This is a genomic window from Staphylococcus sp. URHA0057 (assembly GCF_000620265.1).
GTDB classification, from domain to species: Bacteria; Bacillota; Bacilli; order Staphylococcales; family Staphylococcaceae; genus Staphylococcus; species Staphylococcus pasteuri.
On sequence record NZ_JHVS01000009.1, the window covers coordinates 1 to 13,115 of the forward strand.

The window sequence follows — 13,115 nt, forward strand, 5'->3', positions numbered from 1 at the left end:
TAGCTCCGATTTCCCGAAGTTATCCCAGTCTTATAGGTAGGTTATCCACGTGTTACTCACCCGTCCGCCGCTAACGTCAAAGGAGCAAGCTCCTTATCTGTTCGCTCGACTTGCATGTATTAGGCACGCCGCCAGCGTTCATCCTGAGCCAGGATCAAACTCTCCATAAAAAATTATGATGTTTGATTAGCTCATAAAAACTAAATTAATTGTTGTAACTTTCGTTACATTATTGGAATTAACGTTGACATATTGTCATTCAGTTTTCAATGTTCGTTTTTTTCACTTACAATATCTTATTATATCGTGTCCGTTTTGTTAAGTCAAGAATAAATTTAATTTCTTTTTTAAAAATTAAATTGTTGTTTAATAACTCAACAAGAACTATAATATAATGTTTAAGTTGAAAGTTCAATAGTCAAAATTACACTTTGTTAATATTTCATTTAAAAAGTTAATAAAACCTTTCAAATAACTTAACATCATTTTGACGACTTTTATATAGTATCAATTAATTTGTTTATCGTCAACGAATTTCATACACTATTTTGGTTTAAATTTACCACTATAGTAACTATTAATTGTTTGAGTGCACAATAATCTCATATATTCTCTATTTTAATATACAGTATATTAATCTAACTAATCTTTTGTAATTCTCCCTACATTCTAGTTTGTTTATTTAACATTAACGATTTCTCTTTTATTTTAATCTGTCTTTCCTAATAAGCGTCTAAAATATAAATCTAATTGTCACATCATAATTTCGTAATTAATCAGTGCTCATGTTATACAGATTGTTGAAGTAAATAAAAACCATGTCTATTCTTATTTAGAATAAACATGGTTTTATTTAAAACTATTATTTGTGTAAGAATATAATGTATAAGTAAACAACTTATTATTCTTTTTCCTTACAATCTTTACAGATCCCATAAATTTCCATACGATGATGTGTTACGTCGAACTCTGTTACGTGCTGTGCTAGTTGTTCTACCTCATCTAATTGAGGATAATGAAAATCAACAATCTTTCCACACTTTTCACAAATAATGTGGTAGTGATTATGAGTATTGAAATCAAAGCGACTTGATGAATCACCATATGTGAGTTCTTTAACTAAGCCAATGTCTTTAAATACTCTTAAATTGTTGTAGATAGTCGCAACACTTATATTAGGAAAATCTGGTGAAAGTGCTTGATATATTTCGTCGGCACTTGGATGTGTTTTTGAAGAAATCATAAATTTAATAATTGCTTGTCTTTGAGGAGTAATACGGATTCCCGCTTTTCTCAATGATGTAATTGATTCTTCAAGCTCATGTTCTATAGATTCTAATTCCGCACTCATTTTTTCACCATCTTTCTAGTTAATAATTATTATTACTTAATATTAATATAACTGTTGCGAATTAAAATTGTCAATATAACTGCAGTATTTTAATTAATATCCCTTATTTAAATCAACTATATTCTCAATTAAATCTTTGTTATTGAGAAAATGTTTCAAGTTATTCACAAATATATCCGTTACTTCTTTATTTATATTATTATCATTACCAGTAATGTGTGCTGTTATTGTTACATTATCTAATTCATATAATGGATTGTTTTCATCTAATGGTTCATTTTCAAATACATCTAAATAAGCATGTCTAATTAAGTTTTCTTTCAATACTTTTAGAATTGTAGTTTCTTTAACTATAGTACCTCGTCCAACATTAATAAAAAGTGCATCGTTACTCATTTGTTTAAAGTGATCATATTGTAATAAATGAATTGTTTCATTTGTTTCAGGTAAAGCATTGATAATAATATCAACTTCTCCAATAACTTCATTCAATTTTTCTATTTTATATACTTCATCGAACCACTCTTTATCTTTTCCGGAGTTACTCAAACCAATTACCTGCATATCAAATGCTTTGGCTAACTTTGCAGCACGACTTGCAATCGCACCAGTACCTAAAAATAATACTTTGTCCCCACTTAATCGTCTTCCTACCATTTTAGAATCATACACTTTATTTTGTTGGTTAATAAATGATGTTCTCATTTTTTTATAATCATCTAATATGAACGCTAAGATAAATTCAGAAAGTTGTTTTGCTTGTACTCCCCTACTATTAGTTAGTTTAATATTATGATTTTTCAAATAATCTAATGGTAATGAATTAACACCTGTCGCATACCATGCGATCCATTTAAGATTTGGGCAATCTTTTAAAAATGATTCATCTAATTCACCATCATAACCTATTAATATATCTAAAGATTGTCTGTCTTCAAATGGTATATTTTTAGCTTTTTTAATAAACTTAAAATCAACTTGTGGGAATTTCTCTACTAACTCATCTTCTAATTCACCTAATCTAAACAGACTTACAACCTTCATAGATTATCACTCCAATATATTTTTTAATTCATCAATGTGTGTTTTAACCTTAACTTTCTCGATAACATCTTTTATAATTCCTTTTTCATCTATAACAAATGTTGTACGAACTATTCCCATACTTTCTTTACCAAATGATTTTTTCAGTTGATAAACCCCAGTCTCTTTAGAAAGTAAGAAATCTTCATCTACTAATAAATCAAAGTTTAACTGATGTTTTTCTATGAAATTTTGATGTTTTTTCTTAGAATCTCCACTAACACCATAAATATTCACGTTTAAATCATTAAAAAGTTCGATATTATCTCTAAAATCACACGCTTCTGTTGTACAAGTAGGTGTATTATCTCTTGGATAAAAGTAAAGTATTGTCGTTTGTCCTTTAATTGTTTCATTCGATACTAATTCTCCATTCTGATTTTCTAGAGAAAACTCTGGGAACTTATCACCTTTTTTTAACATTTAATCACCTATTTCTTCATTATGTTAATTTTATGATACGATAATAGTCGACAATATTAAATTAAAAGAGGTTGATAAAATGAAATTTACTGAAAGCGAAAGACTTCAGGAATTATCTAATGAATATATATTAGGTGGCGTTAATTCACCTTCTCGTTCTTATAAAGCAGTTGGCGGTGGAGCTCCTGTAGTAATGAAAGAAGGTAAAGGCGCTTATTTATATGATGTAGATGGTAATAAGTTTATTGATTATTTACAAGCTTATGGACCAATTATTACTGGTCATGCTCATCCACATATAACTAAAGCTATCCAAGATCAAGCTGCTAAAGGTGTGCTATATGGTACACCAACTGAATTAGAAATCGATTTCAGTAAAAAGTTACGTGAAGCTATTCCTTCATTAGAAAAGATCAGATTTGTTAATTCTGGTACAGAAGCTGTTATGACAACGATTAGAGTTGCTCGTGCTTATACAAAACGTAATAAAATCATTAAATTCGCTGGTTCTTATCATGGCCATTCTGATCTAGTATTAGTTGCTGCTGGTAGTGGTCCTTCACAATTAGGTTCCCCCGATTCAGCTGGTGTTCCTGAAAGCGTGGCTAGAGAAGTAATCACAGTACCATTTAATGATGTTGAATCTTATAAAGATGCTATTGATCATTGGGGAGATGAAATTGCAGCCGTTTTAGTTGAACCTATTGTTGGTAACTTTGGCATGGTTATGCCTGAACCAGGATTTTTAGAAGAAGTGAACCGTATTACTCATGATAATGGCAGTTTAGTAATTTATGATGAAGTCATTACAGCATTTAGATTCCATTATGGTGCAGCACAAGATTTACTTGGTGTGATTCCTGATTTAACTGCATTTGGTAAAATCATTGGTGGCGGACTACCAATTGGTGGATACGGTGGAAGACAAGACATTATGGAACATGTTGCCCCACTAGGCCCTGCATACCAAGCCGGTACTATGGCAGGTAATCCACTATCAATGAAAGCTGGTATTGCATTACTTGAAGTATTAGAACAAGATGGCGTTTATGAAAGATTAGATCAATTAGGTAAACGTTTAGAAGATGGGCTACTAAAATTAATAGACAAACATAATATTACTGCTACTATCAATCGAATTTATGGTTCATTAACGTTATACTTCACTGATGAAAAAATTACTCACTATGAACAAGTAGAAAATTCAGATGGCGAAGCGTTTGCTAAATTCTTTAAATTAATGCTTAACCAAGGTATTAATTTAGCACCTTCAAAATTTGAAGCATGGTTCTTAACTACGGAACATACAGAAGAAGATATTGATAAAACACTAGAAGCAGCTGACTATGCATTTAGTCAAATGAAATAAGTGCTATATCATTAACCATATTTGCTCCCTCATTGTAATCATTTTAAATGGACTTTGAGGGAGCTTTTATCATTTTATAAAAATATCTTTAGTTAAACTGATTGTGTGTTCATTTAAAATAATTTGACTAGCGATTTGTTATATAATGTTATATTTCAAAAGCTACACTATTGTATTCACTTGAAATTTATGATTAGTCAGTGTATAACAATAATGAATACGAATTTAAAATTTTATTCAATAAAAATAAAAGGAGCGCTTCTTTTTGAGACTAGGAGCTCGGATTTTTAAAACAGGTATAGCAATCATACTAGCTATGTCTATCGCTTCTTTACTTCCTAATAATATTGGTCTAAAAGCATTAGCCGGTGTCAGTGCAGTTGTCGCAATGCAACCTAGTGTTTATAAGTCTATTAAAACTGTTTCTGATCAAGCTATCGGTAATATTATTGGCGCATTATTAGCTGTTACCATGGTTACAATCTTTAGTAATAATTTTATAATTATGGGTGTTACAGTTATCGTATTAATCGCAATTTTATTCCGATTTAATCTTGCACATGTTGCTACATTAGCAAGTGTCACAGCATTAATCATTATGGGCCAAGTCTCTGGTTCATTTTATGTCGCTGCATTTTACAGATTTGTTTTAGTTATGATTGGAGTACTAAGTTCTTCAGTAGTAAATTTATTATTCTTACCTCCAAAATTCGAAACTAAAATTTATTATAATTCTGTAAATATTACCTCCGATATCTTCGTTTGGTTTAAATTGGTATTAAATGACACTTCTGAATTTAATAATATTAAACAAGATGGCGATCAACTGAATTCTAGAATCGATAAACTCGAAAAGATTTACGACTTCTATCATGAAGAAAGACCTTTATTAAAAAAGAATATATTTGAACAATATAGAAAGAAAATTCTATTTAAAGAAGTAGTAAGAACGACTAGATTAGCTTATGAAGTATTAAACAAAATGTCACGTTACCCAAATGATTTACATCAACTAAATAATCAATTGTTATTACAAATTAAATTGGAATTAGACTCATTAATTGCTTTCCACGAGCAAATTTTAAAAAGTTTATCTAAAAAGGCTAAATTTAAAGTCACACAATTGCAATATGAAGTTGATAACCCACTTAAAAAAGAACTTATGACTGCTTTTCAAAATGAATTAATTCAAAATCCATATCAAACTAATTATTCTTATGCTAATATTATGCAAATTATCGCAGCAATAGAAGAATATAGATATCATTTGGAACATTTAGATAGACTTCGTATTAGTTTCTTTACTTACCATCGCAATGATACTGATATTGATATTGCTGATGAAGATTTTGACTTATAGCTTTTAAACTTATTTAATTATCAATCTAAGCTATTTATAAATTAATTAGAACTATATAGCAAAAGAGCTTAAGGCAATTCAACATTTGCCTTAAGCTCTTTTTTATTATTATAAATTTTGTATGCTATATAAATGCTCATAAGCACCTTTTTTATCAATTAGTTGTTGGTGTGTACCCATTTCAACAATTTCACCATTTTCTAAAACTACAATTTTGTCTGCATGAGTAATTGTTGAAAGTCTATGTGCTACGATTAACGTCGTACGATCTTTACTTAAAACATCTAGTGCTTCTTGAATAATTGCTTCACTTTCTAAATCTAATGCACTAGTAGCTTCATCTAAGATTAAAATTGGTGGATCATTTAAGAATATACGTGCAATAGATAGTCTTTGTTTTTGACCACCTGATAATTTCACGCCACGTTCACCAACTTCTGTGTCGTATCCATCTTGAAGATTCATTATAAATTCATGAGCATTAGCCATTTTAGCTGCTTCAATAACTTCTTCGTCTGAAGCATCAGGTCGGCCTAGTAGAATGTTCTCCTTAACCGTATCGGAAAATAAGATATTATCTTGTTGAACTAAACCAATTTGATTTCTTAGGCTACCTGTTAAGAAATCTTTAACATTGTGGTTATCAACAAGAATTTCTCCTTCTGTAACATCATAAAACCGAGGTATTAAATTAATAAGTGTTGACTTACCTCCACCACTCATTCCTACGAAGGCAACGGTCTCACCTTTATGAATAGTCAAATTAATATCTTTTAAAATGTCTTGTTCATTTTCATTATATTTGAACCCAACATGTTTTAATTCAATTTGACCTTTTTTAATTTCGATTGGTTGAGCGCCAATACCATTTTTTATGTCATAATCTTCATCTATTAATTGGAAGACACGATCCATTGACGCAAAACTTTGAGTTAATGTTGTAAAAGAAGATACTAATCGTCTTAAAGGACCGAATAATTGTTCTAAATAACCAACGAATGCAGCTAATGTCCCTACTGTAATAGAACCACTTATTGCTAAGTAAGCACCGACACCAATGACAATAATTGGGCCTATATCTGTCACAGTATTAATTGCAGCAAAAGAATATGCATTCCATCTCGTATGTTGAAATGCTTTTTGTAAAAAGTTTTTATTACGGTGATCGAAATTACCCGCTTCATTATCTTCAATTGCAAAGCTTTTAATAACAGACATTCCTTGTACACGTTCATGTAAAAATCCTTGAACTTCTGCTAAAGCTTGAGATCTTACTCTTGTTAATTTTCTTAAACGACCAAAGAAGAAATAAACCGTTAAGATATAGAATGGGAAAATAAATAATGCAGCAAAAGTCAGTTTAACATCAAGGAAGAACATAATTGTTAATGCTATTATTATTGTTATGCAATCAAGCCAAATATTCATTAATCCTGTTAAAATAAAATCTTTTGTTTGTTCCACATCATTAATCACTCGTGAAATAACTTGCCCTACTTGGTTATTAGCATAGAAACGTGCACTCAATGCTTGTAAGTGATTATAAAGTTGCTTTCTTATATCATATAATATTTTATTACTTGTCCATTGAGCTAGATATTGTCTTATAAATTCAATTGGCGGTCTAACAATTAAAAAGATAAATAGGGCAATACCTATAACTATGGCTAGGTGTGAGTATTTTTCGCTATCCCTAAGTGAATGATTATTGATAACACCATCTATTGCATATTTAATAAGCAATGGAATTAACATTGGTATACCAAATTTAATAATACCAACTATAATAGTAGCAATAATACGATATTTATATGGTTTAACAAACTTTAAATATCGTTTAATCATTATTTTAATCCCTCCATATAATATTTTTTAAATTGATCTTTTTAAAATTGAACAGAGGTTGGATATGATGAATCGCCTTGGAATATCATTTCAATTAATCATTAGTATACATAAGCTAATAATTAATTAAATTATTCCGCAACAATTGACTAACATATCTCAACCTCTGATTGATACGATTAACAAATATAATTTTAGTTAATAGAGATTGTTTTATCTAAACTATCAATGTTTATTTAATTAAATCAATGCAACATTGAATAATATAAACCATCTCATATCGTTTTACATCTAATTTGCTTAATAATCCCTAATTTTTTTATATCGCTCTTTCCAAACTTTGATAAAATCAGGAGCGAAAGGCCCTTTTTTCTGTTCTATCCACTGTTGTAAAATATCTACACTTCTTCTTAAAATAACATCTATATCGTGAGGATAATTCATTTGATTCATATGTTGCTCATACTCATCTTCATCTAATAAATGGTATTTCCCATTAGGATAAACTTTAATATCCAAATCATAGTCGATGTATTTTAAGGCTTCTTCATCACAAACAAATGGTGAAGATAAATTACAATAATAATAAACACCATCTTCACGAAACATACAAATCACATTAAACCAATATTCAGAATGAAAATAGACAATAGCTGGTTCTCTTGTAATCCAAGTGCGACCATCACTTTCTGTTACTAACGTGTGATCATTCCCACCAATAATCACATGATCTGTACCTTTTAAAATGGTTGTTTCAGACCAAACGCGATGAATATTTCCATCATGTTTATAACTTTGAATTTTGATGTCTTGTCCTTCTTTAGGTATGGATTCTTTTACCATACTCCACACCACCTTTATACTTTTTAACCATTTAGATTATATCATATTTTCAAACTACTTCTGTACTTTCACGCCATTAAATTTAAGTATTAGTTAGATTTTATTGGATTATAAATAAGTAAAATGATTTATTATTATTTCTGTTTTGAAGAAACCTATCCTTCAATAAATCTATATATTTTATCCATTGATACTGGAAATGAATAATCATCTCGATTATATAAATCAAACCAAACCATATTATCAGGTAAAACCTTTTCATTTATATCTATAGTTTCAGGCACACTATAGACTTTAATATTCCAAGTTAAGTGTGTAAATTGATGTTTTAATTTAAATATATGTTCTGGTAAAGGTTCTATGTCATGTTTTAGTTTATGAGATATTTCTGAAATAGCATTAGAGGCTTCAAACATTGGAAATTCCCACATACCATTCAATAACCTTTCCTGTCTTTTTTCTAATAAATATTGTCCTTTATGATTTCGAATTAAAAAGACACTTTGTTCAATGGTTTTCTTTTTAATATTTTTGGTTTTAACTGGTAAATCTAATACTGTTCCTTTATCAAAGGCTTCACAATTTTCTTGAACTGGACAAAACATACAAAGTGGGTTTTTAGGTGTACAGATAAGCGCACCTAATTCCATCATTGATTGGTTAAACGTTCCAGCTTCCTCTTGAACATAAGGTAATAACTGTTGTTCAAATGTTTTACTTGTAGATTGGAGCTTTATATCACTGCTATCATTATTTAATCTAGACCAAACTCTAAAAACATTACCATCAACTGTAGGGAGTGGATGGTCAAAGGCTATACTCATTACTGCTGCTTGAGTATATGGTCCGACACCTTTTAAAGATTTAAAATTTTCAGGATCAGATGGGACTATTCCATTATAATCACGTTGTACTTCTTTGACTGCATGATGAAAGTTTCTTGCTCGGCTATAATAACCAAGTCCTTCCCAATATTTGAGTACCTCATCCTCATTTGCTTCACTCAAATCGGCTATTGTAGGAAAACGATGAGTGAATCTATCATAATAATCTATAACTGTTTTGACTTGTGTTTGTTGTAACATAACTTCACTTAACCATATATAATAAGGATTAGTAGTCTCTCTCCAAGGCATTGAACGTTGATTGTTATTAAACCAATGTACAATATTATCTTTGAAATTTTCTTCTAAATACATATATTTCCCTTCCTGAACAATGATTTAATGTTTCAATTTGATTTTAATGGATATTTTACTTACATGATAAATAAGAATAACACATTATTAATGTGAGTTGATTTTGTTATTCTAACTTTTAGATTATAATATATTATAAATTAAGATGAAAAGAGTGAACATAAATGGACACAGCCACGCACATTGTTATTGGAGTTGGACTTACTGCACTTGCAACTCAAGATCCAGCGATGTCAGGCACATTCGCGGCAAGTGCCACAACACTGATTGCAGGTTCCCTTATACCTGATGGGGATACGGTTTTAAAATTAAAAGATAATTCAACTTATATTTCCCATCATAGAGGCATTACGCACTCTATTCCATTCACTATATTATGGCCAATATTAATTACATTTTTAATATTTGTTATATTCAACCACACATCCCCATTACATATATGGATGTGGGCACAATTAGCAGTTTTTTTACATGTGTTTGTTGATATTTTCAACTCATATGGAACACAAGCTTTAAGACCAATTACTAATAAATGGATACAACTCGGCGTTATTAACACGTTTGATCCAATTATATTCATTATATTATGTATAGGCGTGGTGTTATGGGTATTAGGGGTACATCCTTATTTGGCATTCTTTCCAATAATCGGTATTTTAATCATTTATTATATAATCCGATTTAAAATGCAATCTTTCTTAAAGAAACAAGCATTAAAGCAAATTAAACAAGAGCATAACCCTGTAAAAGTATTTGTAATTCCTACAATGAAATTTATGGAATGGCGTATTGCTATTCAAACAGACGAACATGATTATGTTGGTAGATCACATGGTCGAAATATTGTTTTTAGTGATAAAGTTAAACGTCAACATTTATCTATCGACTCATTATTATGGAAAGTTAAAAGTAATAAAGATATAAGAACATTTTTAAACTTTTCTTCTATATATCGTTGGCAAACAACGCCATTAGATGATGGTTCTACAGAAATTCGATTAATGGATTTAAGATATTTAAATAATGATCATTATGCATTTGTTGCTATTGCCCATCTAACATCTCAAAATGAAATAGATCATTCTTATATTGGTTGGGTATTTAGTGAAGACAAATTACAACGTAAATTATTCGCAAAATAATAATAGCCAAGGTTCAAGGACATGTAATAATGTAATCCTTAAAAGTAAACTGCTTAAGTTAACTTGATGGATATGCAAAATACATGAGTCCTATACCTTGGCTTTTTATATTTTAATTATTATTTTTATCAATTTCACTATTGTCACTATCTTTTATATGATTAGCATTACTTGAAAAATGATTAGATTGAAGAGTTGATGGCGCTTTTTTATTTTTATTTCTATATTTAGCATGAGATACAAAACGAGATAACGCAAAATTAATTAAACATAATATCAAGATGAAACATAGTATATATAAATGATAAGGTATATTAGCTAGACTTATTCTGCCAAACAACACTGATTGTGCTAAACCATTAGTTACATAATAAAATGGATTTAACATCAATACATGTCCAATCATTGTCAAATGTGTTTTAGGAACATAAATAATTGGTACTAAAATAAATTCTATAACACAAAATATATAAAAATATATATCCGCTTTATGATTTAAGATTTTTACTAAACCAAATAACACTGATAGTAAACAATTTAACACTATTGTTACTAACATAAAATATATTGTAGCTAGTAATGAACTTTCAAAATTAATTGGTTTCCATATTGCAATAATTGTCATAAGTACAAATAGTAAAATACCTCCAACAATTGTAGTAACTACTATGGGTGTTACTGGGGATATTTTAAACGATTTAGTAATCATATAATCTTTAGCGTATATTTTATAACATAAAAATAAGCTGAGGACGATGTACCCAAATCCTAACAAAGTTAAAAGTCTATATAACCATACACCTTGTATCATTTCTGTTGCGTTTGTCACCTTGAAAAATATTTCTATCGCAAATATTAAGACTAATCCAACTATAAAACTTACCGTAAACCATTTCCATAAGTTTTTAACATGTTTCAAAGAATAATTTAAAACGTGTGGTAAATTTTTAAAATAAATAATTATACTATCGATCATACTTACACCTACAATTCAATATATATCCACTTATTATCTTTCATATCGGCAATAAAGTATCCATCACCAGATTTACAAATCCAAACATCTTTATTAATGTTGAATTTATCTTTCAATTTACTTTTATTAACAATAGGCATCACAAAACCGTTTAACTGATTATCATCATTAAAAATCATCTTAATCGGTTGAGAAGTCACGTCAGCAACAAAACGATTATCTTCTTCAGGGACTAGTGATTTTTTTACTGTATCGTGGTCTTTGTGTAAATGACTATTGAAGTATTCTACATACTTACTATAGTTGGATTTAATATATGGAGATAAAGTTTTGAAACTATGCTTTTCATACAAACCAGCTGGATTAAAATATTCTAGTTTACTTTTAGCTACGGTATAACTTTTTCCACTTTCATTTAATCGATAATTTTTACTATTTTCTCCATCAATAGTAACGACACTATATTTAGGTAAGGTTAGATTATTTGAACCTGAAATTTTAACGCTTCCTTTTAATGCTATTCCATAAGCTAATTTATTTTCATATGTATCTTTAGTTTGTGTTTGAAGTGGAGTTTGATTCCCCGCTGAGATATTTATTATTCCTAAATTATTAAATAAAAGAATACCCATAAGTGCTAATCCAATTAGAAAACTGGTCATTAAAGTCCAAAATCTTACCAAAAATATTGGTGGTTTGGCATGATTATATCGTTCAATTCTTTTAAAATTATAAGTCATCTCAGGCATTCTTGTTCGACTTTTTTTCCAATCAAGATCAAATGATGAAAGTTCTTCTTTTGATTCAATACTTTTTCGGTCTCTTTCATGATCTTTAAATACAGGAATTACTTGTTTAAGAGACCCTTCCATACGAATCTGTCCGTGTGAGACCCAAGTAATATAGTTACTCACTTGTTCTATTTTATCAACGTCATCATCAATAAAAACAATCGTTTGGTTATGATTGATATAATCATTTGATAGCTCTATCGCTCGATTTGTAAAAGATTCATCTAAATATTGAAGAACATGATTCAAAATAATGATATTTGATTTAGATGATCTGGCTATACTTAGTAGTAACTGAGCAAATTCTTGTTTGGTTAATTGTGAAACGAGTTGTTTTTCATCTAAATGGGCATATTGAATGACTTGATCGTATTTATAATCAGAGACTTTATATGGAAATAGTTCAACAATGTGCTTAACGTAATCTTTCACAGTTTGGTTTACAATTTTTCTGTCTTCAATATCTCCATAATATACATGATCACTTTGAACTAATTTTCCTTTATCAGGGTGAATAGATCCTGATAATAATCTACCTATTAATTTTTTAGAAGAACCTGGTTCACCGATAATACCTAAGGCCTCACCTTGATAAATATGTAGTGAGACATTATTTAAATCAATATCTTCAGCGGCGTATCCAAAAGGTAAGTACCATTTTTTAGTTTTTTTATTTCTATAATAATGAGTAACTTTAAGTAACTTTAAAACGATTGAACTTCCCATTTCTTTT

The 13,115-nt window shown here is 29.4% G+C and carries 11 protein-coding genes and 1 rRNA gene; 3 read left to right on the forward strand and 9 right to left on the reverse strand.

Annotation, left to right across the window (positions count from 1 at the left end):
- From N524_RS0106345 to bcp, 4 genes are all read right to left on the reverse strand, one after another.
- Positions 1-170, reverse strand: a 16S ribosomal RNA gene (locus tag N524_RS0106345); the annotation flags it as partial.
- 731 nt (positions 171-901) lie between these two features.
- Complete coding sequence (perR, locus tag N524_RS0106350; protein WP_017636959.1) at positions 902-1,351, reverse strand: peroxide-responsive transcriptional repressor PerR; 450 nt, start codon at positions 1,349-1,351, stop codon at positions 902-904.
- Between the two features lie 93 nt (positions 1,352-1,444).
- Positions 1,445-2,395, reverse strand: coding sequence for a phosphoglycerate dehydrogenase (locus N524_RS0106355; RefSeq protein ID WP_029055996.1), 951 nt, complete (start codon positions 2,393-2,395; stop codon positions 1,445-1,447).
- A 6-nt stretch (positions 2,396-2,401) separates the two neighbouring features.
- A complete protein-coding gene (bcp, locus tag N524_RS0106360) occupies positions 2,402-2,857 on the reverse strand; it encodes a thioredoxin-dependent thiol peroxidase (protein ID WP_029055997.1) in 456 nt (151 codons plus the stop codon).
- Positions 2,858-2,936: 79 nt separating this feature from the next.
- Here bcp and N524_RS0106365 point away from each other — a divergent pair, with 79 nt between their 5' ends.
- Together N524_RS0106365 and N524_RS0106370 are read left to right on the forward strand one after the other, a co-directional pair.
- Positions 2,937-4,226: a glutamate-1-semialdehyde 2,1-aminomutase gene (locus N524_RS0106365; protein WP_029055998.1), complete on the forward strand. Its 1,290-nt coding sequence runs from the start codon at positions 2,937-2,939 to the stop codon at positions 4,224-4,226.
- 265 nt (positions 4,227-4,491) lie between these two features.
- Positions 4,492-5,586, forward strand: coding sequence for an FUSC family protein (locus N524_RS0106370; RefSeq protein WP_029055999.1), 1,095 nt, complete (start codon positions 4,492-4,494; stop codon positions 5,584-5,586).
- Positions 5,587-5,694: 108 nt separating this feature from the next.
- Here the strand turns inward: N524_RS0106370 and N524_RS0106375 are convergent, their stop codons facing one another.
- The 3 genes from N524_RS0106375 to mutY form a co-directional block, all read right to left on the reverse strand.
- On the reverse strand, positions 5,695-7,431 hold the full coding sequence (locus N524_RS0106375; protein WP_029056000.1) for an ABC transporter ATP-binding protein: 1,737 nt from the start codon (positions 7,429-7,431) through the stop codon (positions 5,695-5,697).
- 300 nt (positions 7,432-7,731) lie between these two features.
- On the reverse strand, positions 7,732-8,274 hold the full coding sequence (gene ntdP / locus N524_RS0106380) for a nucleoside tri-diphosphate phosphatase (RefSeq protein ID WP_002452360.1): 543 nt from the start codon (positions 8,272-8,274) through the stop codon (positions 7,732-7,734).
- A gap of 155 nt (positions 8,275-8,429) precedes the next feature.
- Positions 8,430-9,473 (reverse strand): A/G-specific adenine glycosylase, encoded by a 1,044-nt coding sequence (gene mutY, locus N524_RS0106385; protein ID WP_029056001.1) that lies wholly within the window; start codon positions 9,471-9,473, stop codon positions 8,430-8,432.
- 164 nt (positions 9,474-9,637) lie between these two features.
- Here mutY and N524_RS0106390 point away from each other — a divergent pair, with 164 nt between their 5' ends.
- The gene (locus tag N524_RS0106390; RefSeq protein WP_017637515.1) at positions 9,638-10,615 is read left to right on the forward strand and encodes a metal-dependent hydrolase; all 978 of its coding nucleotides are present in this window, start codon (positions 9,638-9,640) and stop codon (positions 10,613-10,615) included.
- A gap of 112 nt (positions 10,616-10,727) precedes the next feature.
- Here the strand turns inward: N524_RS0106390 and N524_RS0106395 are convergent, their stop codons facing one another.
- Positions 10,728-11,591 (reverse strand): membrane protein, encoded by an 864-nt coding sequence (locus N524_RS0106395; RefSeq protein ID WP_029056002.1) that lies wholly within the window; start codon positions 11,589-11,591, stop codon positions 10,728-10,730.
- A gap of 8 nt (positions 11,592-11,599) precedes the next feature.
- Positions 11,600-13,108: an ATP-binding cassette domain-containing protein gene (locus N524_RS0106400; protein WP_029056003.1), complete on the reverse strand. Its 1,509-nt coding sequence runs from the start codon at positions 13,106-13,108 to the stop codon at positions 11,600-11,602.
- Between the last annotated feature and the right edge of the window lie 7 nt (positions 13,109-13,115).